This window comes from Fodinibius sp. Rm-B-1B1-1, assembly GCF_038594945.1.
Classification (GTDB): domain Bacteria; phylum Bacteroidota; class Rhodothermia; order Balneolales; family Balneolaceae; genus Fodinibius; species Fodinibius alkaliphilus.
In genome coordinates this window covers 1,261,799-1,285,776 of sequence record NZ_JBCFYD010000002.1, presented here as the reverse complement: position 1 = coordinate 1,285,776, position 23,978 = coordinate 1,261,799, and the positions used below count along the sequence as shown (strand labels likewise).

Sequence of the window (23,978 nt, the reverse complement as noted above, 5' to 3'; positions counted from 1 at the left end):
AGCTATATGAAATTTTCACGTTTTTATACACAAGAGAAGTGGGACAGCCCATACGGAGATATGAACTTTGTCAGTCGAAAGTCGGAAATTAAAAATCCCGATGGTTCGATTGTTTTTAAGATGGACGAGCTAATTGTACCTGAAAGTTGGTCGCAGGTATCAACCGATGTAATTGCTCAAAAGTATTTCCGTAAAGCCGGTGTGCCTCAGATTACGAAAAAGGTAAAAGAAAAAGGGGTGCCGGAATGGCTTCAGCGTTCAGAGGCTGACGAAAAAGCCATGAAAAAAGAAGGTATTGACGAGGATGATTTTTATGGCGGAGAGTACGACAGTCGCCAGGTATTCCATCGTCTGGCAGGTTGTTGGACGTATTGGGGTTGGAAACACGATTATTTCGATTCTGAAGAGGCTGCAAAAGTATTTTATGATGAGCTCCGTTATATGCTTGCCAATCAGATGGCTGCACCTAATAGTCCCCAGTGGTTTAATACCGGTTTACATTGGGCCTATGGAATTAACGGACCATCCCAAGGACACTATTATGTTGATGGCAAAACAGGCGAATTGACCAAGTCCGAAGATGCGTATTCGCATCCACAGCCGCATGCTTGCTTTATCCAGAGTATTGATGACAACCTCGTAAACGAGGGCGGTATTATGGATTTGTGGGTTCGTGAAGCACGCCTCTTTAAATATGGATCCGGCACGGGTAGTAACTTTTCGAAGGTCCGCGGTGAAGGTGAGCCATTGAGTGGTGGCGGACGTTCTTCCGGATTGATGAGTTTCCTCAAAATTGGTGATAAAGCCGCCGGCGCTATTAAGTCTGGTGGTACCACACGACGTGCTGCCAAGATGGTTACGCTTGATCTGGACCATCCTGATATTGAGGAGTATATCAATTGGAAGGTGAAAGAGGAGCGAAAAGTCGCTTCTATGGTTACCGGATCGAAGGTACTGGAGAAACATCTCAAGAAAATTATTAAGTTGTGTAACAAGCCGGTTGAGATTGATGGCCGTACTTTCAACGGTGCCGTCAGTCGTGATCCTGTTAAGAACAAAGAGCTTGGCCGAGCAATAAAAGAAGCCAAGCAAGATCAGGTTCCACTCAACTATATAGAGCGTGTGGTTCAGCTGGCAGAGCAAGGGTTTACTGATCTGGAATTTGAAACCTATGATACGGATTGGGATTCTGAGGCCTATCGTACGGTAAGTGGACAAAATTCGAATAACTCTGTTCGTATCCCCAATAAGTTTATGAAGGCCGTAAAAGAAGACGGCGAATGGGATCTGTACTGGAGAACAGAAAAGCGGAAAGCGGCCGAGGAAGGACGTGAGCCCAAGCCGTGCAAGTCGATGCCAGCCCGTGAACTTTGGGATGATATTGCTAATGCCGCATGGGCTTGCGCCGATCCGGGAGCACAGTATCACGATACAATTAATGAGTGGCATACATGTCCCAACGACGGACCGATTAACGGTAGTAATCCGTGCTCAGAGTATATGTTCTTAGATAATACAGCCTGCAATCTTGCGTCACTCAACTTGATGAAGTATTTCAAGACGGATGAGTGCCAGGAATTTGATGTGGAATCGCTACGAAATGCGTCGCGAATTTGGACGGTGGTGCTGGAAATATCAGTATTGATGGCTCAGTTCCCATCCAAAGAAATTGCCGACCTTTCCTACAAGTACCGTACGCTTGGACTTGGCTTTGCCAACCTGGGTGCTGCACTGATGGTACAGGGCGTTCCGTATGACAGCGATGAGGGATGTGCTATTGCCGGTGGATTGATGAGTATTATCCACATGAATGCGTACAAGACCAGTGCCGAGATGGCTGAGGATCTTGGAACGTTTGAGCGGTTTGAGGCAAATAAAGAGCCGATGCTGAAAGTAGTCCGTAACCACAAACGTGCGGCCTATAATGCAGATCCCGAAGAGTATGAAGATCTCACCGTGAAGCCGATGGGCATTGATGCCAATGAATGTCCCGATAACTTGTTGAAGGCGGCGCGAAAAGATTCTGATGAAGCCGTAAAGATGGGTGAGAAGCATGGCTATCGTAATGCGCAGGTTACGGTGATTGCACCAACCGGTACCATTGGTTTGGTGATGGATTGTGATACCACGGGAATTGAACCAGATTTTGCTCTGGTGAAGTTTAAGAAACTTGCTGGCGGTGGACACTTTAAGATTATTAACCAATGTGTGCCCAAAGCGCTGCAAAATCTTGGATATAGTCCCAAGGAACGTGAGGAAATTATTAATTACGCTAAAGGACATGGTTCGTTGGACGGCTGCCCACATATCAACGAGGAAAGTCTCCGCGAAAAAGGTTTTGGTGACAAACAGCTTGAAGCCATTGAAGAAGCGCTGCCAAGTAGTTTTGAAGTCAAGTTTGCCTTCAACCAGTGGACCCTTGGCGAAGATTTCTGCAAGGAAGTACTCGACATTTCTGATGAACAGTTGGGTAATCCACAGTTTGATGTCCTTAAGCATCTTGGGTTTTCCAAAGAGGAGATACAGGAGGCTAATGATTACGTATGTGGTACGATGACAGTAGAGGGTGCTCCGCACCTAAAAGACGAGCATTTGCCAGTATTTGACTGTGCAAATCGTTGTGGACGTATTGGTACGCGCTACATTAAGCCAAAGGGACATATTCGGATGATGGCAGCCGCGCAACCGTTCGTATCGGGTGCCATTTCTAAGACTATTAACTTGCCTAATGAGGCAACAGTTGAGGACTTTAAGGATGCTTATATGGATTCCTGGGAGCTGATGCTGAAGGCGAATGCGTTGTATCGTGATGGCTCTAAGTTGAGTCAACCATTGAATAGCCTGAGTGATGTGTTTGAAGATCTGGATGAAGAAGATCTGGACGAGGAAACGAAGGCACAGCAAGACAAAGTTGTGGAAACGGCTGAGCGTATTGTCCACAAATACGTAGCTGATCGCAAACGCCTTCCAAGTCGTCGAAACGGTTATACTCAAAAGGTGAAGATTGGCGGACAGAGTGTATACTTGCGAACAGGTGAATACGAAAACGGCCAACTTGGTGAAATCTTCTTGGATATGCACCGTGAAGGAGCTGCGTTCCGTAGCCTCACGAACTGTTTTGCCATTGCAATTTCACTTGGCTTGCAGCACGGTGTACCGCTCGAAGAGTTCGTTGATGCCTTTACATTTACCAAGTTTGAGCCCAGTGGAACCGTTAGCGGAAGTCCGCATGTGAAAATGACGACTTCGGTGATTGATTATATTTTCCGTGAGCTTGCTGTTACGTATCTCGGTCGAGATGATTTGGCGCATGTTCCTGCAGAGGATATCATGTCGCGCAAAATGCGACCATCCGAAGAAGAAAAACAGCGTTCTGATCGTTCAAAGAATCCGGCAAATAAGCCGGATGATAGTGCTGATCAACCTGAAACAGTAGTTGAATCGCAACCGACGAAACAGGCACAAGCTGCAGCTGATGATGACAGCTACCAGAGTGACTACGAAAAGGCCAAGGAACTGGGTTATACTGGTGATTCTTGCCCTGAGTGCGGTAGTATGACAATGGTCCGTAATGGAACCTGTCAGAAGTGTATTACTTGTGGATCAACCACTGGTTGCTCATAAATATTACTAAGGCTAAATACCTCAATTGCAAAAGCCCGCTGTGTTATGCAGCGGGCTTTTTTTATAGGCTAATATTTTAAGGCAGTGTCATGCTGGATTTATTTTAGCATCTTAAATCATATACTCCATAGATTCTGAAACGAGTTCAGGATGACACGGTAGCTGCACATTAGCTTTAGGATACTTTGGAATTTAATGAGTTTAATGCTTTAGTGGTCAAACTACCCAATCCAGGGATAATCATCCCAGTTGGGTTTGCGCTTTTCGAGGAAGGCGTCGCGGCCTTCGGCAGCCTCGTCGGTCATATAAGCCAGCCGTGTAGCTTCACCGGAAAATACTTGTTGACCGACCATACCGTCATCAACGAGGTTAAAAGCATATTTAATCATGCGAATAGCAGTAGGACTTTTTTCAAGAATTTCCTGTGCCCATTGGTAGGCTGTTTCTTCCAGCTCATCGTGAGGAACGACTGCATTCACCATCCCCATATCATAGGCCTCTTGTGCGGAGTAGTCTCGACCTAAGAAAAAGATTTCGCGCGCTTTCTTTTGTCCCACTTGTCGGGCCAATAGAGCCGAGCCAAAGCCACCATCAAAGCTGGCAACATCGGCATCAGTTTGTTTAAAGATAGCGTGCTCTTTACTGGCGATTGTGAGGTCACAAACCACATGGAGGCTATGTCCGCCCCCAACGGCCCAGCCTGGTACCACACAGATAACCACTTTGCCCATAAAGCGGATAAGGCGCTGTAAGTCGAGTACATTTAGCCGAGGTGTTCCGGCGTCATCTTTATAACCGGCCTTGCCGCGCACGTTTTGATCTCCACCTGAACAAAATGCCCATTTACCATCTTTAGGGGATGGGCCTTCACCCGTGAGTAGTACGACTCCAATGCTGGAATCTTCCCGGACATCCATAAAGGCATCTTGCAATTCAAAAAGCGTTTTAGGACGAAAAGCATTGCGGAGTTCAGGGCGATTAATCGCAATACGTGCTACGCCGTTGGACTTTTTAAAAGTGATATCTTCGTATTCATTGACGGTTTTCCAGTTCATAATAGTCGTGAATATTGAGTAGTGAGTTATAATTTTGTCAAAAAATTTTGTAGCTCCGATTCCAAAGCTTGAGGGTTGTCGAGGTGGATGCGATGTCCCGCCTTGATAGACGAAAAGGTAGCATTTGGCAGTTGTTTGGACAAATGTTGATTAATGTGTTGATATTTTTCGTCGGCCGATCCGGCAATTAAAAGCGTAGGTAGTTTTATGTTAGGGAGATGATCACAAATTGGTGTCATCGATCCCGTACCAAATCCTTGTAATGAAGCTGCGAGAGCCGAGGGCGATTGTTCAGATTGGATTTGATAATATTTTTGAGTCAGCGATTTATCTGGCCGTATTGGCGATGCAAAAAGATCGAGTTTCTTCCAGTCTGATAAAAATGCTTTGAAATCATTAGTGATAGATTCAGCTCGTTCAGCATCAATCTTCTGGCGCTTTTTTCGTTCCTTTGGATCAACAATTCCACAGTTGGTGCTTTCTAAAATTAATCCTTTAAATAATTGGACATGTTGAGATACGATATGAAGTGCCAAGCGTCCCCCCATGCTGTAGCCGTAAAGATAGAGTGGTTTATAATTAAGTTGTTGAATCAAAGAGTAAAGATCAGCTACCTGATACTTTTCTCGATATCGATTTTGGGAAGTAGGTTTAGCGGTTTTCCCGAATCCCAATAAATCGATGGTTACTGGATTACAAAAATTGCTAAGGTCGTCGATTAGATGGTTAAACACCCGCCGATCACCCATGAAACCGTGCAGCATCAATAGGTAGGGTAGAGAATTATCCTGTTGATGAATCGCTAAAGCATATTGCTGATTGTTAACGGTGATATATTTCATGGCTGAAAATCCCAGAGTTTTTTGCGCAATTCCATGGAAGCATCGGGATTGGTTTTACATTCCAGAATTGATAATCCATGATTAGTAGATAAGAATTCTGGCAAATCTATTTTGTTGAGAGCAGAAATAGTTTCAACCGAATGGTAAGGGATGTCATACGTCTCAGCGAGCTTGTTTATATTTGCTTGTTGAGGTGTTTCAAAATAGGTTTCGAAATGTTTTTGATTGTTGGCAATGGGTAGCATTCGAAAGATAGATCCGCCGTTATTATTGATCACAACTATGGCAAGCGACTGCTCCATATTTCTATGATTGAGCAGGGCATTGGTATCATGTAAAAAAGCCAAGTCGCCGGTGAAAAGTACTCCTGACTTTTGAAGTCCGCGGCTAATACCCATAGCTGTAGAAGTAATTCCATCGATACCACTGGCGCCCCGGTTTACAAAAAGCGGGATGTTTGATGCTTGTTCTCCAAATAAATGAATGTCGCGGGCGGGAAAAGAGTTTGATGCCATCACAAAATGTTGATCCGTAAGCTGAGGCGTCAGCCGGTGGTAGATAACGCCATCGGTAAGCGTATTTTTCTGCGAAATGATGTTTCTATAATGAGAGGCAAACTGTTTTGCTGCATCTTTCCATTGGTTGCTCCATTGAGATTTTGTTTGAGAAGAAATACCGGTGGTGCTGAATTTCTTACCCATCCATGCGATACGTTGACTATTGGATAAGGTGGCATCTTGCCAGGAGGTTGTACTGGCAAAATGAACGTGATGGTTGGGTGACCATTGGTCTAATGCAAGTTCCAGGCTTTTGTCAGTCGGTTGAAAGCCAAAGCGGAGGATCATATCTGGGGCAAGTTGAGTTCGCAAACTCTCATTGCGCAAAAATCCCGCGAAGCTATGTATTACTTGTTGTGATGAAATAGATGGCTCTGACAGAATAGGGGCATTTATCTTATTCGCCAGTTCTACAATGGAGGTGGTATCATCACCTGGGGCCAGTGGCCCTACTATAATCAGCGGTTTTTGAGCGGATGAAATCTGTTGTTGAAAGGAGTCATCTAAAGTGATCCCCGTTGAGACCTCCGGAGTATGCCCTTCAGAATCATCATTACTTTTTATATACTCCTGCTGAATTTTTTGCTGGTAATCTGTAGTAGGTTCAAGTGGCTTACGAAATGGAAAGTTGAGGTGAACCGGTCCCCGTTTTTCTCGGGAGATAGAAACAGATTGTTGAGCCAGCATCCGAAGGCGTTTTATATCTTTATCTCCAGTTTGAGGTTCGCCCACGTTCTGAAAAAAAACTGGATAATCCCCGAAAATTTTAAGCTGGTCGATTGCTTGGTTAGCACCGGTTGCATGCAAATGAGGGGGACGATCGGCGGTTGCTAAAATAAGGGGAACTCCGGATTGTCGGGCTTCAATAACTGCGGGATGATAATTGGCTAATGCTGTTCCTGATGTGCAGATTAGCGCGGCCGGCATATTGGTGGCTTTGCCTATCCCCAGAGCGGTAAATGCAGCTGATCGCTCATCCAAAATAACCTGCTTTTTTAACCTTGGATTTATGGCCGCCGCTAATGTCAGGGGTGTTGAACGGGAGCCTGGAGAGATAACGACGTGTTGCACTCCCGAACTTGAAAGGTGTTTGAAAAACGTGTTTGCCCAGCGTAAGGCAATATTACCTTGGTGTGATTCAATCATATTGAAGGGCAGAAAGCAAGGGCTTCAATTTAAGATTTGTTTCTTCCCATTCGGCTTCCGGATCGGAGTCTTCTACGATCCCGCATCCTGCAAAAAGATGTACGTTGTCTTTGTTAAACAGGGCACTCCGGATGCTTACGGCAAATTCAATATCGCCTTTGGCATTAATCCAGCCAATGGGTCCGGCGTACATGCCGCGTTCAAAATGTTCCAGTTCTTTAATATAGGGTTCGGCTTTGGTCCAGGGGTAACCACCTACTGCGGGCGTTGGATGTAATTGCTCGATAACTTCAAAAATGTTGGAATCACTGTTAAGTCGGGCCCGAATAGGGGTATATAAGTGCTGAACGTTTGATAGTTTTTTGATATCGGGACTGGCATGCCGTTGTAAATCATTGGTGAATGGTTCCAGTCGTTCCTCAATATCCTTTATAACAAAGCTATGTTCATCTTGGTCTTTGCGGTTGCCCGACAGCTGTTTCTCTAAGAGGGTATCTTCAGTCGCGGTGGTTCCCCGGCGGATGCTTCCGGCTAATGCTTCGGTGAGGAGTAGTTTATTACGTGCTGAGACCAATCGTTCGGGCGTGGAACCTAAAAAAGTTTTTCCTGATGGCTGGTGGAGCAAAAAGTTATAACAGTTGATATATTGCTCCCGAAGCTTATTGAGGACCTGTGTTGGGGTTGTATTGTTATTTTTGGGAAAGCTGAGATGACGGGCTAATACGATTTTCTCAAATATATCTTCCCGGATCAATTCTTTGGCTTCTGAAACAGATTTAACCCATTTTTGATGGTCAAATCTGTTGGAGGGTAGTGAAGGATTTATATCTGAACCCCCATTTTCTTTGTTGGCTTTCTGGGTCTCTTGCTCCAGGATCTGATCGAGCTGTGTAAGCTGATTGCTTAAATAAGTATTTAATTCGTTAGCTGTATCAAAGGTATCTAAATCAACCGTAAAAGTAACGAGTGAGAATTTGCCATCTTTTATGATGATCCATTCCGGAAGGGTAAAGGTTGCGGGAGCGAAAGAATCCCAGTTTGGACTGTTCAACTTATCAAAGAAGGAGAACCCACCGAGCAGATAGAATCCTGAGTTGGGGTGTTCTATCTCTGAATATTCGGCGGTCTTGTTGCGAATAGCCTGGAATTGATGATTAACTTCCTCAAATCGATTGGGACCATTAGCTGTAATTGTAGTGAGGGCCCCACTGGCAGCAATGGCAAACTCATCATTCGGTTTTTCCCAGTAATATTGAAAAGCATCATCTTTCCAACATATTTCCAAAAAGGCCAGAGGATCAATGGTATCGATAGGAAAACTAATACTGGCAAATTGTGTATCGGAATTGTCGAAGAGCTCCGATAGAAAAGCTTGTAGGTTATGAAAATTATTGGAGGCTGCAAGAGAATCCAAAGAAGCCGCCACCTCTGAAAATTGTTTGTGTGTCATGTATATATAATCTGTGGATCAATATCAGCTTTCAGAACTTTCAATATAAATTGAAAATTAGAATTTCCATAATCCATATTGATGGTTTTTGGTATTCTGCAGAGAGGATATAGCGCCACACGAATTACAATGAACTGGCTTATTGAGCTTAAGATTTTCAAAGTTTAGCCGAAAAAATAGGTATGTGATCCCCTTACTTTAATTTAGATAGGTCCTATGGTACAGATCAAAGCATTTAATTTAGAGAATGTTTCCACTCACTATAAATGGAACAATGACAAGGAGCTCAATTATTATGATTCTGATTATCCGCATCAGCATGAGAGTTTTGAGGCTTTTTTGAAACGTATTAAAGCAGTACTTAATACGGATAATAAAACGAGTGAGCTATTTGAGATCCATTTATCTGAAAGTAATACGTTAATCGGTATCGTAGATGTCCATGCTATCGATAAATACAATAAGCGGTGCTTTGTAAACTGTACGATCGGCGATCGGGATTATGCCGGAAAGGGATATGAGGCTGAGGCACTAAAAATGGTGCTTTCTCTTTGTTTTAATGAAAAGGGGATGCACAAGGTAGGGGCCGCTGCATTTGATTTTAATACCTCATGGATCGAAACTGTAGAGAAGCTTGGCTTTCAACAGGAGGGACAGCTCCGGGAGCATGTGTTAAAGGATGAGGAATACTGCGACAAGCTTATCTTCAGTTTATTGGAAAGCGATTTTAAAGCCGAACCCGTTGCCCCGGTTTTAGCATAGTATCTCAAAGGTTACTGAGCATCGTCATTTCCATCTGAATTAAATGGATTGTAGATACCATATTCATTAGGATCGTAATCAGCAAGTTTGAAAAAGTGTTCCCAAGCTGCTTGGCTTTTTCCATTGTCATCAACCCAATTGGGATGGCTCTGCTTAATGAGTCCCACTGCACGTTTGGCATATTCAATGCGCTCATCTTCGTCTTTAATACGCGGAAGTGATTTTATCATGCGATCTAAATTGTAACCACAGTCAAAATCCTTTGGTTTCTTCTGTTCTACAAACATAAGTTCTTTGTTTTGATGTTTTATTTTTGGTGAAGATAACAGAGTTCAAGCTTCGAATAAAGAAGTTTTTAGCGTAATACAAGTGGATAAACTTTTGAAGTAAATCTTTTTTCGAGTAGACAACTCAAAATTCCTATATTCACGGCACAAGATTAACAACTTTTAAAAGTTTAATAGTAACCATACGTATTATACGATGTATTACAATTCGATATTAGAAACAATAGGAAACACCCCGTTGGTAAAGTTGAATGAGGTTGCCAAAGAATTTGAAGGCACTGTGCTCGTTAAGGTAGAATATTTTAATCCGGGACAAAGTGTTAAAGATCGTATTGGCTTAAAGATGATTGAAGATGCCGAAGAGAAAGGGCTTATTGAACCCGGGGGGACGATTATCGAAGGGACATCAGGTAATACAGGTATGGGACTGGCCCTCGCTGCCACGATAAAAGGATATAATTGTATTTTTACAACTACTGATAAACAGAGTAAATCAAAGATTGATCTGCTTCGAGCATTGGGAGCTGAGGTCAAAGTTTGTCCGACCGATGTAGAGCCTGACGATCCTCGCAGTTACTATTCAGTGGCTAAACGATTAAGTGAAGAAATTCCCAACTCGTATTATCCCAATCAGTATGATAATCCCAGCAATACCAAGGCCCACTACGAGACGACTGGACCTGAAATTTGGGAACAAACCGAAGGAAATGTTACCCATTATGTAGCAGGAATGGGTACCGGGGGAACCATCTCAGGAACTTCGAAGTACTTGAAAGAACAAAATGTTGATATCAAAACGATTGGTGTTGACAGTGAAGGATCGGTATATAAGCATTATTATGATACCGGTGAATTTAGCAAAGACGAGATTCATCCTTATCTAACCGAAGGAATTGGCGAAGATATTATTCCTGAAAACATGGATTTTGATCTGTTGGATGAGGTTGTCCAGGTAAATGACAAAAATGCCTTTCAGATGACGCGTAGATTAGCTAAGGAAGAAGGATTGTTTGTTGGTGGATCTTGTGGAGCAGCTGTTTATGGAGCATTGGAATATGCTCGAAACAATGAATTCGACGAAGATGATACGATGGTTATCATTTTACCAGATAGTGGTACGCGGTATGTTTCAAAGATTTTTAATGATGAATGGATGGATGAACACGGCTTTTTGGATTCCGAAGAGTAATTAAGAAAGCTAATTATTAAGATACTTTTAACATGGCCGATCAGACTAAAGATTTAAAACAGGGACAAATTCAGATTGAATTGCCCGATGAGGAGGCAACCGGTACGTATTCAAACTTGGTGATGATATCGCATTCACCGTCCGAATTTATTTTGGATTTTATTTCGGTAATGCCGGGGGCACCCAAAGCTAAAGTGGTAAAGCGCATGGTGCTTACGCCTGATCATGCCAAACGATTGGTTAACGCGCTGTCCGAAAATATTAAACGGTACGAAAATGAAAACGGGACTATTTCCGATAGCGATGAGATCGATGTCCCATTTAACTATCGCGGACCTACACCGGAAGCGTAATCTCAATGTTTCATGCTTGATTTCTTAAAACGGTTATTTAAAAGTCAAGGCCAGGATCTTACATTTGTCATTTTTGATGATGATCCTGAGTCTTCGACATCCTATACATTTAAGCCTTCAAGACTGTGGAATCTATTCTACCTTTCCCTTTTGGGAGTTGTCATCATCGTTTTGTTAGTGGTGATGTTTACGCCCATCAGTGGATTACTATATGATTCTCATGATGCCCAGCTGCGTGAAGATGTTATCGAGATCTCGAAAGAAGTACAGGCTCTCAAAGATTCATTAGAGGCCCGGGATTCTCAGCTATCAGAAATGCAGCAGGTCATTGCCTCGGGTAGCGATACCTCTTTTTCTGTTAACAGGCAGCAGTCATTTGTAATGCAGGCAATGGGCTCAGAAAGTTCGGAACTTGATTTCACATCTGAGGTAAGTACAAAAGGAATGTTATCTCAAAATGAGATAATATTTTCGAAAATTTTTAAACAGGCACCGGAATTTCCTACAGATTTTCCCGTCAATGGTACTTTTACGCGGGGATATAATCCCGAGACAAACCATTATGGTATTGATATTGCAACCAAGCAGGGAATCTCTTTTGAGGCTATTGCCGATGGATCTATTGTAAATCAGGATTGGACTGTCAATTACGGATATGTAATTCATGTTCAGCACAGCAATGGTATTATTACGGTATATAAACACGCTGCAAGTGTTTCAAAATCTGTTGGGGATATTGTCTTAAAAGGAGATGTTTTAGGAACGACCGGTGATGTGGGAGTATTAAGCTCCGGACCTCATTTGCATCTTGAAGTTTGGAAGAACGGAGTTCCTCAGAATCCTAATACGTATTTAATTAAACCTTAAGCAGTTTATGTTTAATAACAATAAGAAAAGCAACGAAACCATGAGTTCTAATAAATCAAGCAAAAATTTGCCGTCTGTTAATATGATAAGTGAAGGCACCGACCTTAAAGGTACGCTGAAGACGAAAAATGATGTGCGTATCGCAGGTAAATTGGACGGTGAAGCAAAAGCGGAAGGGAAAATTATTGTTTCGTCAACAGGAAAGGTTGATGGAAATATTGAAGCAGTGGATGCCGACATTGCCGGGAAAATAGATGGTGAGGTGCGTGTTACCAATAAACTTATTTTGCGTAAATCAGCTATTATTGAAGGTGATATTTATACTAAAACCATTCTTGCTGAAGAGGGCTCGCAGATTAATGGTTCTTTCCACATGGGAGAAAATGTTAAGCAAGAAATGAAGAAAAACGGATTTTCCGGAAATTCTGTCAATTCGAAATCAAAGGACAAGAAAAAAGAAGATTCCTCAAAAAAGGGTAAGGCTAAGATTAATTAACGTTGGGAAATAAAAAAAAGCCGACAGATTATGTGGAATATATTTCGCTGGGGGGCGAAATAGCAGCTGCGTTGGCTGTACCTATCTTTTTAGGGTATTGGCTGGATACCTACTTTGATACCAGCCCTTGGCTGATATTAGTCGGTTGCCTGGTGGGTATAGTCAATATTTTTATCCTGATCTTTCAGCTTAGCGAACGGCTCAATAAAAAGTAAAGGAGGGTCATTAGTTGGATGTAAAGCTTCAGAAAATTGCGCACAATTTTTTGTGGAAATCCCTGATTGCCTTTTTTGTTTTGATAGGGGGAACCTTAGTTGCAGAGCCCCAATATCTTAGGGCAGGGGTCATCGGATTTTTGCTGAGTTTTTTATTTGTCGGCAGCAATTATTTTGTAATAAAACATATAAAGGCCGAAAATAGCTCAAAGTTTTGGGTTCGTTTTTACCTTTCGTTAGGGGCTCGTTTTATTGCAGTATTGGTAGTTTTCGTGCTGATTTTGAAGACAACAAAAATCCATCAAATTTACTTTACAGTTAGTTTCATAATTTCTTATATTTTCCACTCTGTAATCGAGGTGATATTAATCAATAAACTACTTGAAACTGATAATTAGAATTTAATGCTAAGGGCCTGCCGCCGACTGTTCGTAACGCTACTACTGGTTCTCTTCTTTACCCCATTAACCCAAGCTTCAGATAAATCTGCTCAAGATTCTGATGGTGCTCCTATTGATGTTGTAGGAAAGGTAGTTGACCATCATGAGTTAGCTGTGCCATGGGGCTATGTTCCATTGCCTCGTATTTTCTTGGTTGACGGCGGATTGTCTATATATAGTAGTACCGAATCGGCCCTTAATTCTGGTGATTTTGTTGAGCAGGAGGGGGCAATCACCCCTGCTAATGGATCGGAGATTACGCTTGATCTGTCTATTACTTCTCATTTAATGTATGTGTGGTTTGGGCTTATATTGACCGTTTGGCTTACAATTGCAATGGCTCGACGGTATAGGCAGGGGGTAGGTAGGAAGACCGAGCCCCAGGGATGGTTTCAGAACTTGTTTGAAATTGTCTTCGTATTTGTTCGTGATGATATTGCCAAAACGAATATCCCCGATGCGAAATACAAGAAGTTTGTCCCTTATCTGTTTACCGTTTTTGTTGGTATCTCTTTTATGAATCTTTTTGGGCTTCTTCCATGGGGGGCAACAGCAACGGCTGATGTTACGGTTACAGCTGTTTTGGCAACATTTACCTTTTTTATAACCCAGTGGAATGGTACCAAAGACCACTGGGAGCACGTATTTTGGTTTCCGGGGGTTCCGGGATGGATGCGTATTATTTTAACCCCAATCGAAATTATTGGGCTTTTTACGAAGCCGTTTGCGTTGGCTGTACGTCTGTTTGCCAATATGCTTTCCGGTAAAATTATGATCATCTGTATTCTGGGCTTAATATTTATTTTTGCAGATATCTTTGGAAGTGCAGCCGGTATCGGAATGAGCTTTTTTGCGGTACCATTGACGGTAGCGCTCTATGTACTCAAGGCTTTTGTTGGCGTGTTGCAAGCATATATTTTTACGCTGTTATCGGCAGTATTTATTGGAATGGCTGCTGAGGAGCATGCACATGAAGAAGGGGTTGAGGCCCACGCATAAGAACTTTTTTATTACTACATAATCTAAACCTAAACTTAAAACTAAATAACAGGTATATAATATGGGTTTATTAGCAGCAGGAATCGGAGCAGGAATTGTAGCAGTTGGTGCTGGAATTGGTATCGGTATGATCGGTAAAAGTTCAGTAGAAAGCATTGCTCGTCAACCTGAAGCTTCCGGAGATATTCGTGGCGCTATGATCTTGACCGCTGCTCTTATTGAGGGTGTTGCACTTATTGGTGCGATTGTTTGTATTCTTCTTGCTCTCGGAATCGGTCAATAATAATTATTCATTATAAATTATGATGCTATTTTTAGCAGGCGGAGGTGGAATCCTCTCGTTCAATAGTGGGTTTGCCCTGTGGGTAGCCTTATCACTGGTTATTTTTCTTGCTGTTATGGGCAAGTATGCGGTACCATTGATAATGGAAGCGCTGGAAGAACGCGAAACCCGAATTAAGGACTCTTTGGAATCAGCTGAGCAAGCGTTAGAGCGAGCTGAAAAGATTTCCAAGGATAATGAAAAAGCGTTGCGTGAAGCTGAGAAGAAGGCTCAGAAAATACGCAAAGAAGCTATTGAGGAGGCTGAAATGCTCCGTGCAGAACGGATAGAAAAGTCCAAGGAAGAGGCTGAAAAGATTATTGAAGAAGCCAAAGAAACGATTGAGCAGGAGAAAAAACGTGCAATGATAGAGCTTCGAGATGAAGTGGCGCGTTTGGCTGTAGAATCGGCTTCCAAGATCATCGATTCTGAATTGGATGACGAAAAAAATAATAAGCTGGTTGAAAGCTTTATCACAGACATCTCAAAAAACTAAGTAGATGCCTATAACAAAAGCAGCCCGTAGATATGCGACGGCCCTTTTAGAACTTGCTAAAGAGCGGGATGAGGTCGATTCTATTTTAGAAAATATCGAGCTTATCCATAATACGCTTGAAGGGTCGCGGGATCTGGTTCTATTTATTAAAAGTCCTGTAATCAATTTTGATGACAAGACGCAAGCTCTTGAAAAGATATTCTTCGATGAACTTGAAGAACCTACAAAGCTTTTCCTAAAGCTGTTATCTCGTAAAGATCGCATCAATCTGTTAGATCAGATTGCAGAGGCTTTTATTGAGAAGTATAAAGAATACGCCGGTATTATTACTGTGGGTGTATATGTAGCTCGGGAATTAAATGATGAGCAGCGCAATCTGTTGCATCAAAATTTAGAGCAAAAGACACAGAAGAAAGTGGATATGAATATCACTGTTGACGAAAGCTTAAAAGGTGGTATGGCTATTCGCATTGATGACACAGTAATAGACGGAACGGTTAAGCACAAGCTTCAGAAGCTTGAAGAATCGTTATTGTCAACAACTGTAGAATAGAAATTAAAGACGTTTAAATAACATTTGAACCAATGAGTCAAGTTAGACCAGACGAAGTTTCAGCAATATTACGCAAGCAATTATCCGGCTTCGATGATGAGGCGGATACCTACGATGTAGGTACTATCCTTGAGGTAGGGGACGGTATCGCCCGTGTTTACGGATTGGATAAAGTACAGGCCGGTGAGCTTGTTGATCTTCCTGATTCAAAAGACAAGGATGGCAACTCGGTTCGTGGAATGGTATTGAACCTCGAGGAAGACAATGTTGGTATTGTACTGTTTGGACCTACCAGCGCTGTTGAAGAAGGAGATACGGTTCGCCGGACAAAAAGTATTGCTTCTATTAATGTAGGTGATGGTGTGCTTGGTCGAGTGATCGATCCGCTGGGACGCCCCCTCGATGGAAAGGGACCAATATCAGGCGAAACAATCCGTATTCCACTGGAGCGTAAAGCACCCGGTGTGATTTATCGAGAGCCTGTTACCGAACCTATCCAGACAGGAATTAAAGCTATTGACTCATTGATTCCTATTGGACGCGGTCAGCGTGAGCTTATCATTGGTGACCGCCAGACAGGAAAAACATCTGTAGCTGTTGATACGATTATTAACCAGAAAGAAACGCAGGATACCGATAAGCCAGTACACTGTATTTATGTAGCAGTAGGGCAGAAAGGGTCTACTGTTGCGGGTATTGCCAAGGCATTAGAAGACAACGATGCTATTGATTATTCTACAGTTGTGTCTGCTCCGGCAAGTGCTACAGCGCCCATGCGATTTATTGCTCCTTTTGCAGGTGCTGCTATTGGGGAGTATTTCCGCGATACCGGCCGACATGCATTGGTGATTTTTGATGACCTTTCAAAACAGGCTGTCGCCTATCGTGAGCTCTCGCTTCTACTTAAGCGACCTCCAGGACGAGAAGCTTATCCCGGAGATGTATTTTATCTCCACAGTCGTTTGCTTGAACGTGCGGCTAAAATTATTGACGATGATGATATTGCACAGCAAATGAATAATGTGCCGGAAGAGCTCAAGCCTAAGCTTCAAGGTGGAGGTTCGCTAACAGCTCTACCTATTATTGAAACACAGGCTGGTGATGTTTCTGCATATATTCCTACTAACGTGATTTCAATTACAGATGGTCAGATATTCCTTGATACCGATCTGTTTAACTCTGGCGTCCGTCCCGCTATTGATGTGGGTACTTCGGTATCACGTGTAGGTGGTTCTGCACAGGTGAAATCTATGAAAAAACTTTCGGGTACAATGAAGCTTGATCTGGCGCAGTACCGTGAACTTGAAGCCTTTGCGAAGTTTGGTTCTGATCTTGATCCGGCTACGCAGCGTCAACTGAAACGTGGTGAGCGTACGGTTGAGCTTTTGAAGCAGGATATCTACGAACCGCGTCCTGTTGAAGATCAAATTGCACTACTTAAGATCAATAGTGAAGGGCTCTTGGAAAAACTTGATGTAGATCAGATTCAAGATTTCGAAGCAGAATATATCGAAACTGTTCGGGTCAAGTATTCTGATGAAATGGATGCCCTTGCTGACTCTGGTACGCTTGATGATGAGTTTGGTGAGAAGCTACTGGAGGTTGCAGAAACGGTTATTGCTCAACTTAATGCTACAGAAGAAGAGGAAGCATAATTCATGGCTAATCTTCGAGATATAAGAAACCGGATAGAATCTATAAAAAACACGCAGCAGATTACGCGTGCCATGAAAATGGTTGCTGCTGCCAAGTTGCGTAAGGCGCAAGACCGTATTATTGAAACCCGTCCTTATGCATCTAAGATGAAGGAAGTTGTAGCACGCTTGGTAAGGAACTCTTCCGAGGAAGATGTGCTGTTGCGCGTTCCTGAATCTAAAGATAACGTTTTGCTTATTGTTGTAGGTTCAGATCGTGGTTTATGTGGTGGATTCAACAATAATTTGTTCAAAGTTGTTGAGAAGACTGTAGAAAATGAATACAGCGAATACCAGAAAAGTGGTAATCTTTCGTTAATCTGCATTGGTCGCCAGGCAGTAAAATATTTCGGGAAAAGAAATTATAATGTTATCGCCGAATATCCCGGATTTTGGGATGATATCACCTTTAACAAGGCCACAGATATCATGAAGACGGTAATAGCAGATTTTAAATCTGGCGACTTTGATGAAGTAAAACTTGCGTATAACGAATTTAAGTCTGTTATTGCGCAAAACCGATTGGTTGAAACAGTACTTCCAATTGATCCGGAATCTTTGACAGAGGAAGAAGAGGATTCTTCTGCAACAGAATATATCTTTGAACCTGATGTGGAAAGTATCCTCAAAAAACTGTTACCTTTGCACTTGAATTTACAGCTCTGGAAGGCTATCCTTGAGTCGAATGCTGCTGAGCAGGGTGCTCGTATGACAGCCATGGATAACGCTACGGAGAATGCTCAGGAAATGAAGGAAGATCTTCAGCTTGAGTATAACAGAGCGCGACAGAGCGCAATTACGACCGAGATTTCTGAAATTATTTCTGGTGCCCAGGCACTGGAAGAAGCCTAAGTTTTTTAGTTACAACTGGAGGGATGGCAGAGCGGTTGAATGCACCGGTCTTGAAAACCGGCAGGCCCTTACGGGTCTCGGGGGTTCGAATCCCTCTCCCTCCGCTCTAACGAAAGCCCCTTCCTTATGGGAGGGGCTTTTTATTTAAATAAATCTGCCGGTTATTCGTTGGTAGATATATTTATATTCAAAGATCCTTAATCATGAGAAAAATCATATCTGCATTATCCTTTTTTGTATTGCTCATACCTGCTACATTAGTGGCACAAGATACGGTTCAGGTATCATTGCAATCGTTTATTGAGCGGGGAGTAGAAAATTCTGGTCAGATTGAGTTTGAGAAACAGAAGGTTAGCCTTGCAGAAAACAAGATTGATCAGGCACAATCGCAACGGTATTTACCTCAATTTAATCTTAGCACCCAGCACGGCATTGTACCGGGTGTGGTAAGTCAAACTAATCGTCCTGAGGATGAGTATTATTTGGATCCTGATCTTGAAAATGATTGGGAAAATTGGGCTATTTTTACTCGGGCAGAAGTTAATGCAGTTCAACCCATTTTTTCCTGGGGAGCGCTAAAAAATGCTGTTAAAGCTGCTAAATCATCAGCAATTGCTGCTCAAAAGCAGTTCGAAGGACAAAAAGCGGATATTCGACTTCGTCTTTTTGAATTGTATCAAAGTTATCTGCTTACGAATGAGATTTTGACTCTTCTCGATGAGGCTAAAAATCAGATTGACAAAATTGAGCAAAAAATTAAAGAGCAGCAGGAAGAGGGCGATACGGATGTGGATGAATCCGACTTGTTCAAGTTTCAGATTTTTAAATCAGAGTTTGATATTCGCGCTGAAGAAGTGCGTGAAGAAGCAGCAATGACTCAGCGCATCTGGAATTACGTACTAAATGCTGATGATAATACCGTGTATGTTCCCGATACGAATTTTTTAGATCCCGTGGAAGAAGAGCTAAAAGAGTTGAATTACTATCGATCGTACGCACTCCAAAATCGGGCTGAGATAAATGCTATTGAAGCAGGTATTGATGCAGCTGAATATGGATTGCAGGCACAGAAACAGAAAAACTATCCTACCTTGTTTATCGGGTTGAGTGGTAGTTTTGCAAATACCCCCAATCGTCCGCGGCAGAGTAATCCTTTTATTATTAATAACTCAAACTATTTGTCAGGATCATTTGGGTTAGGAATTCGTCAAAACCTGGACTTCCTAAGTATCCGGGCTGATGTGGAGAAGGGACAAATTCAACAGCGTCAGGCAAAATATTTAAAAGAGGCAGCCGTTGATGGAATTGTATTAGAGATTAACCAAGCATATAAAGAAACCTCGCTTTCTAAAGTAAAAGTAGATAAAACGGACGAAGCTCATGTGATCAGTAAAAAATGGCTACGGCAGGAACAATTGGACTACGACTTTGGTATGGGAGAGACCAAAGATTTAATTGATGCCATGAAAAAGGAACTTGAACTCCGTGTTAAATTAAAGCGAGAGACATTCGACTACAATAAAAATATTGCCAATTTATATCGAAAAACCGGGATGTCTATTTTAGATCTCAAAAATAAAAATTAATATGATGACATTGTTACAACGATTTTCTGTATTATTCTTAGTTACGATTGTGGGATTCGTCTTTATGATCCCTAAAGAAAGTGCTGCGCAGTTAGATAGCACGACTATTCGTACGCTTTTAGAAGAGCGTGATGCTGAAATTAAAGACCTTGTAGGTCCAAAGGGGACTGAGTATAGCCAAGAGCAGCGTGATAAGTTAAAGGATATTATTAATGGGATTATTGACTATCGTGCGATGGCCCAGCAGGCTTTACAGACGACCTACGATACATTGTCGGAGGATCAACGGGAGGAATTTGTTGACCTGTTTTCCACCATTATCCGAGATCAGTCGTTGAATAAACTGGATATTTATCGTGCTGATGTGAAGTACGAGAAAATAGCCGTTGATGACAGTTCGGCTACGGTTCAGACGTTGGCACAGCTCGAGAAGGTGCGAACGCCTGTAACCTATCAGATGAAATTTGAGGAATCCAAAGACCAGTGGGTAGTGACAGACATGATTATTGATGACGTTTCTACGGCGGGATCGTATCAGCGGCAATTTCAAAATGTTATTCGAAAGAAAGGGTACGATTCACTTCTTGAAACGCTTCGAAAAAGGGCTGCTAAATAACGTTTAACAAAGATCTGCTAATACTCTTATATTCGTCTCAACTTAATAACTGTTTATGCTAAAGTCTGTACAGCAAAAAAAGTTAGCCCCAGAGGGATATATCTATGCCACTTATGGCCATCCGCGGTATTTGAAACATGCGGTAGCATCAGTGGTTTCTTTGCGGCGATATGATGAGGACCGTCCGGTGGCATTAACCTGTACTGAAAAGCATAAACAGATTCTTGAAGAGCATAGTCTTACAGGTATTTTTGATCATATCCATATTCTGCCGGAAGAGAATGCTTCTATTGTGGGGTTTAAACACCACCTGCATAAATTTATGTTTTTCGAGAAGAATATATTTCTTGATAGCGATATTATCTGGTGTAAGGAACCTGATTCGCTGTGGCAGTCATTTGAACCATATCCGTTTACGATAACAGGGAACCAAATTTCTGATAATTTTTTCGGTGGCCCCAAAAATGTCGGTATTGTTGGAGATGTCTTATTTCGACGCCGTCAACGGACACTGGATCATTTTGGGCTCACTTATTTGAGCAGGGTGCAAACGGGGATGGTTTATGCCCAGGATTACAGCTTGACGAAAAAAGTGTGTGAACTATCCCAAAAAATGCTGGATCGTAAAAATGAGACCCATTTTAGAAGTCGTACGCTTGAGCAGGGTAGAAGTGAAGAGTCCTGTGAATGGAGTATGGCTATGGCGATGTCGAAGCTTGATATACCGGTTTATCCCTGGCTGCAGGGACATACGAGCCCTCAGTTAGACTATATTTCCGATCTAACATCCCATGATGCTGATTTCGAGTATGTAGTTTGCAAATACTATTGCGATCGCTTTGTGTACAGTTTTCGTGGGTTAAAGAGCAAATTCCTGCGGAAGTTATTAACCAAGATGTTTTCTTTGATACCGGGCAAGGGGGATTATCTGAAAACAACGCCGTACTGTCTTCATTTTGGATGGTATCATCAAAAACAGCCCTTCTTTGAATTTTCAGAGCGAACCTGGAATAAACTAAAGAAGAGTAATAGCCAGATATCTACCAAACAACGTTTGGCAAAATACTCTGAATAAAATAAATATAAGGAAGTCTTCTTTTTAGAATATAAAGCGATGGCCTACGAACTAAAGTAAACCTTTAAAAGTTTATAAGAGGATTGTCATTAATTTAGATCGGGTAAAGAATAGGTGGATTGCTTTCTGGCGTACAAGTTTTGGCCAAAAGTTGTCAAAGGTTATACAGTACAGCTTTGTAGCCGGAATTATATCCTATCTAATTTATCAGCTTACTGAAATTGGATGGCAGCGTGTTTGGGAGTCCCTGCCGGTTACTCCGTGGTTCTATATCTTATTTTTGTTCTTGTATTTTGCATTACCGGTGTCAGAACAATTCATTTATGGTACTTCCCTTAATTTTTCTTTTAAGAAGGGACTCCCGGTCTTTATACAAAAGAAAATATATAATGCTGATGTATTGGGGTATTCTGGGGAGGCTTACTTTTTTGTTTGGGCCAAAAAAAATCTTGAAGAATCCTCGGGTTATATCTTTGGAGTCATCAAAGATAATAACATTATCTCGTCAATTACATCCACTTTGGTGGCAGCTGTCTTACTATCTATTTTTTTATATGTCAGCCAGTTAAACTTACAACAGCTGATCGATATAGATCGCCAATACTTCTATTATGGTGCGGCAGTGGTTGTTTTGATATTGGCCTCGCTGATTTATTTCAGGCATTATATAATCACGATGCCCATGGAAATGGCATCGAAAATATTTGGGATCCATCTGGCTCGCTTACTTTTTGTCTACAGCGTAGAAATTATTCAATGGATGGTTGTAATGCCGGAAGTACCATTATACATCTGGTTCACGTACATGGGGATTAAAATAATTTCTACCCGTATTCCCTTTCTCCCAAGTCGAGATCTGTTATTTATTGGTGCCAGCTTAGAAATATCAAAGTTCCTGAATGTATCAGGGGCTGGTATAGCAGGCATTTTACTGGCAAGTAATGTATTAACCAAACTAATGAATCTTGGCCTATACTCATTTCTGGCATTCCGTGGACGGTTAATTAAAAAGAATGCCGATGACCAAGCGGGAAAAGATTCCTAATCGTTCCCAAGACGATACAAAAATAAGACGCCGGGGTTAGGATATCCTAATACTCCATTGATATGTTTTTCTTAAAAGCGGATTGCTTTCAAAGTTCAGGTAACGATCGATAAGTTTGGCCCAGGGATACCCTATAATGAGCAGTTCATAAATGTATACATCAAACATAATGCTCATCGTTAAATATACCCCAAAGTGCATCATGATAAGTGCAGTAGCTATATAAGGCCGCGTTTTATCGAACCACAAAAGAAAGCCAAAGAACTCGGCAAGAAGCCCGAATACAAGAGACAAGGTGCCTAAAAATCGATAGTCCAAGACCCACTCCTGGACAATATTGGGGATAAACTGTCCCTTTGCGGAAGCCACATCAACACTTCGTTCAGCAATCCAGAGCCAGAGATGTTTGCCAGAAGGCCATGTTAGTCCTGTTCCAATAAGTTTGCTTATTGCAGCGGAGGTATATCCCAATCCAAAGAAGAAAAAGATAAACCCCATGGTGAAGCGCCGGTACTGAACAGGATTATTTCCAAAGAAAAATAGTCCGAGACCCAATGCAAACAAGCTCATCCCAATAAAATTGGAGCCGTGCGATATTTCTCCCAGCGAAAAACGAGATACATAGTGCAGGTGAAAAAAAGCCAGGGCGATCAAGTAAGAATACTTTGGAAAGATCCTGACAAAGCCCAAGATTGCAAAAACAGAAATCAATGCAGCATTGACTAATGAGATATTATGTTCAAACATAAAAGATACGTCAACATATTGGGCAATACCCAAGGGTAGGACGACTTCGCCAATCTGTTGAATATAAGGACCCCATTGCCATGCATATTTCAGTACAAAAACGATAACAAAAAGCTCAAATATTTTAAAAAAAAGAGCTTCACCTTTGGTGGGTTTTTTATCGGTTTTAAATAAGTTATTCCAAAAATTCACGTCTACTTAACTCTTAGATTATTATTCAAAAGTGTGGTATCAGCCGTAAAGTATAGGTAAGGAATAAATTCAACTTTAGGTTTATCATTCTCGGTTAATGAGCCTCGTGCTTGATAAACCAACAGCGTACTATTATCCAATCTTTTTTTCAATAGTTTACGTACTCCTGATTGTTTTTTTTGAGTCCATACCTCAGTTTTAGATAAATAGTTAGCTATATCATTGGTGTTGACATTCAGGGGGTTAAGGGCAACGGTTTGGCCTGGCAAGCCACTTTTATCGGTTGTTTTCCATAGCGAATCGACATGAGTGTGGGTAATATCCTGGACAATAGCTCTCTTCCATGGGTTTCCAGCTTTGGAAAACATCGGGTAAATGCTAAACGGCCAAAATTCCCCGAGATGGGTGGCAACAAGCAAGCCGTAAATGACTAATGTGACAAGCGTTACTTTAACAGATTTCTTGAGTGGGCTTTCTCTCTTCAAAATAAACTCTTGGATAGTTAAAATTTCAGGTTA

24 protein-coding genes and 1 tRNA gene are annotated in these 23,978 nt (G+C 41.9%); 18 read left to right on the top strand and 7 right to left on the bottom strand.

What is annotated here, in order from left to right; all coding sequences use genetic code 11:
- Positions 1-6: 6 nt before the first annotated feature.
- Positions 7-3,624, top strand: coding sequence for a vitamin B12-dependent ribonucleotide reductase (locus AAFH98_RS12950; protein ID WP_342523146.1), 3,618 nt, complete (start codon positions 7-9; stop codon positions 3,622-3,624).
- 221 nt (positions 3,625-3,845) lie between these two features.
- On the opposite strand, the gene AAFH98_RS12945 is transcribed toward AAFH98_RS12950, so the two are convergent.
- From AAFH98_RS12945 to AAFH98_RS12930, 4 genes are read right to left on the bottom strand one after another with little or no spacing between them, the layout of a single operon-like run.
- Positions 3,846-4,679, bottom strand: a complete 834-nt coding sequence (locus AAFH98_RS12945) for a 1,4-dihydroxy-2-naphthoyl-CoA synthase (protein ID WP_342523145.1) — start codon at positions 4,677-4,679, stop codon at positions 3,846-3,848.
- A 26-nt stretch (positions 4,680-4,705) separates the two neighbouring features.
- Entirely contained in the window at positions 4,706-5,521 is an 816-nt protein-coding gene (gene menH, locus AAFH98_RS12940; RefSeq protein WP_342523144.1) for a 2-succinyl-6-hydroxy-2,4-cyclohexadiene-1-carboxylate synthase, read from the bottom strand.
- Entirely contained in the window at positions 5,518-7,224 is a 1,707-nt protein-coding gene (menD, locus tag AAFH98_RS12935) for a 2-succinyl-5-enolpyruvyl-6-hydroxy-3-cyclohexene-1-carboxylic-acid synthase (protein ID WP_342523143.1), read from the bottom strand. The genes menH and menD overlap by 4 nt, the downstream gene beginning before the upstream one ends.
- Positions 7,217-8,674 (bottom strand): isochorismate synthase, encoded by a 1,458-nt coding sequence (locus tag AAFH98_RS12930; RefSeq protein WP_342523142.1) that lies wholly within the window; start codon positions 8,672-8,674, stop codon positions 7,217-7,219. Before AAFH98_RS12930 ends, menD begins: the two co-directional genes overlap by 8 nt.
- 216 nt (positions 8,675-8,890) lie before the next feature.
- On the opposite strand from AAFH98_RS12930, the gene AAFH98_RS12925 reads away from it, so the two are divergent.
- Positions 8,891-9,436 (top strand): GNAT family N-acetyltransferase, encoded by a 546-nt coding sequence (locus tag AAFH98_RS12925; protein WP_342523140.1) that lies wholly within the window; start codon positions 8,891-8,893, stop codon positions 9,434-9,436.
- Positions 9,437-9,447: 11 nt separating this feature from the next.
- On the opposite strand, the gene AAFH98_RS12920 is transcribed toward AAFH98_RS12925, so the two are convergent.
- Positions 9,448-9,723 (bottom strand): DUF4290 domain-containing protein, encoded by a 276-nt coding sequence (locus AAFH98_RS12920; RefSeq protein ID WP_342523139.1) that lies wholly within the window; start codon positions 9,721-9,723, stop codon positions 9,448-9,450.
- A 196-nt stretch (positions 9,724-9,919) separates the two neighbouring features.
- On the opposite strand from AAFH98_RS12920, the gene AAFH98_RS12915 reads away from it, so the two are divergent.
- The 16 genes from AAFH98_RS12915 to AAFH98_RS12840 all read left to right on the top strand — a co-directional run bounded on the left by AAFH98_RS12915 (position 9,920) and on the right by AAFH98_RS12840 (position 22,521).
- On the top strand, positions 9,920-10,912 hold the full coding sequence (locus AAFH98_RS12915; RefSeq protein ID WP_342523138.1) for a PLP-dependent cysteine synthase family protein: 993 nt from the start codon (positions 9,920-9,922) through the stop codon (positions 10,910-10,912).
- Positions 10,913-10,944: 32 nt separating this feature from the next.
- Positions 10,945-11,265, top strand: a complete 321-nt coding sequence (locus tag AAFH98_RS12910) for a DUF3467 domain-containing protein (RefSeq protein WP_342523137.1) — start codon at positions 10,945-10,947, stop codon at positions 11,263-11,265.
- 12 nt (positions 11,266-11,277) lie between these two features.
- Positions 11,278-12,132 carry a M23 family metallopeptidase gene (locus AAFH98_RS12905; RefSeq protein WP_342523136.1) on the top strand — a complete coding sequence of 285 codons (855 nt, stop codon included), beginning with the start codon at positions 11,278-11,280 and terminating at the stop codon, positions 12,130-12,132.
- A 40-nt stretch (positions 12,133-12,172) separates the two neighbouring features.
- Positions 12,173-12,628: a bactofilin family protein gene (locus tag AAFH98_RS12900; RefSeq protein WP_342523135.1), complete on the top strand. Its 456-nt coding sequence runs from the start codon at positions 12,173-12,175 to the stop codon at positions 12,626-12,628.
- A 2-nt stretch (positions 12,629-12,630) separates the two neighbouring features.
- The gene (locus tag AAFH98_RS12895; RefSeq protein WP_342523133.1) at positions 12,631-12,843 is read left to right on the top strand and encodes an AtpZ/AtpI family protein; all 213 of its coding nucleotides are present in this window, start codon (positions 12,631-12,633) and stop codon (positions 12,841-12,843) included.
- 404 nt (positions 12,844-13,247) lie between these two features.
- On the top strand, positions 13,248-14,282 hold the full coding sequence (gene atpB / locus AAFH98_RS12890; protein WP_342523132.1) for a F0F1 ATP synthase subunit A: 1,035 nt from the start codon (positions 13,248-13,250) through the stop codon (positions 14,280-14,282).
- Positions 14,283-14,343: 61 nt separating this feature from the next.
- Entirely contained in the window at positions 14,344-14,565 is a 222-nt protein-coding gene (gene atpE, locus AAFH98_RS12885) for an ATP synthase F0 subunit C (protein ID WP_342523131.1), read from the top strand.
- A gap of 19 nt (positions 14,566-14,584) precedes the next feature.
- The gene (atpF, locus tag AAFH98_RS12880) at positions 14,585-15,100 is read left to right on the top strand and encodes a F0F1 ATP synthase subunit B (protein WP_342523130.1); all 516 of its coding nucleotides are present in this window, start codon (positions 14,585-14,587) and stop codon (positions 15,098-15,100) included.
- Between the two features lie 4 nt (positions 15,101-15,104).
- Positions 15,105-15,653 (top strand): ATP synthase F1 subunit delta, encoded by a 549-nt coding sequence (atpH, locus tag AAFH98_RS12875; RefSeq protein ID WP_342523129.1) that lies wholly within the window; start codon positions 15,105-15,107, stop codon positions 15,651-15,653.
- A 32-nt stretch (positions 15,654-15,685) separates the two neighbouring features.
- Positions 15,686-17,308 (top strand): F0F1 ATP synthase subunit alpha, encoded by a 1,623-nt coding sequence (gene atpA, locus AAFH98_RS12870; protein ID WP_342523128.1) that lies wholly within the window; start codon positions 15,686-15,688, stop codon positions 17,306-17,308.
- 3 nt (positions 17,309-17,311) lie between these two features.
- Complete coding sequence (gene atpG / locus AAFH98_RS12865) at positions 17,312-18,199, top strand: ATP synthase F1 subunit gamma (protein ID WP_342523127.1); 888 nt, start codon at positions 17,312-17,314, stop codon at positions 18,197-18,199.
- A 17-nt stretch (positions 18,200-18,216) separates the two neighbouring features.
- Positions 18,217-18,303 (top strand) — tRNA-Ser (locus tag AAFH98_RS12860).
- 99 nt (positions 18,304-18,402) lie between these two features.
- Complete coding sequence (locus AAFH98_RS12855) at positions 18,403-19,785, top strand: TolC family protein (protein WP_342523126.1); 1,383 nt, start codon at positions 18,403-18,405, stop codon at positions 19,783-19,785.
- 1 nt (position 19,786) lies between these two features.
- A complete protein-coding gene (locus AAFH98_RS12850; protein ID WP_342523125.1) occupies positions 19,787-20,401 on the top strand; it encodes an MlaC/ttg2D family ABC transporter substrate-binding protein in 615 nt (204 codons plus the stop codon).
- Positions 20,402-20,456: 55 nt separating this feature from the next.
- Positions 20,457-21,476 (top strand): hypothetical protein, encoded by a 1,020-nt coding sequence (locus AAFH98_RS12845; RefSeq protein ID WP_342523124.1) that lies wholly within the window; start codon positions 20,457-20,459, stop codon positions 21,474-21,476.
- A 151-nt stretch (positions 21,477-21,627) separates the two neighbouring features.
- Positions 21,628-22,521 (top strand): hypothetical protein, encoded by an 894-nt coding sequence (locus AAFH98_RS12840; RefSeq protein ID WP_342523123.1) that lies wholly within the window; start codon positions 21,628-21,630, stop codon positions 22,519-22,521.
- Between the two features lie 36 nt (positions 22,522-22,557).
- Here AAFH98_RS12840 and AAFH98_RS12835 read toward each other — a convergent pair whose 3' ends face one another.
- Both AAFH98_RS12835 and AAFH98_RS12830 read right to left on the bottom strand, forming a co-directional pair.
- Positions 22,558-23,460 (bottom strand): hypothetical protein, encoded by a 903-nt coding sequence (locus tag AAFH98_RS12835; RefSeq protein ID WP_342523122.1) that lies wholly within the window; start codon positions 23,458-23,460, stop codon positions 22,558-22,560.
- Between the two features lie 2 nt (positions 23,461-23,462).
- Positions 23,463-23,945: a hypothetical protein gene (locus AAFH98_RS12830; protein ID WP_342523121.1), complete on the bottom strand. Its 483-nt coding sequence runs from the start codon at positions 23,943-23,945 to the stop codon at positions 23,463-23,465.
- Positions 23,946-23,978: the final 33 nt, after the last annotated feature.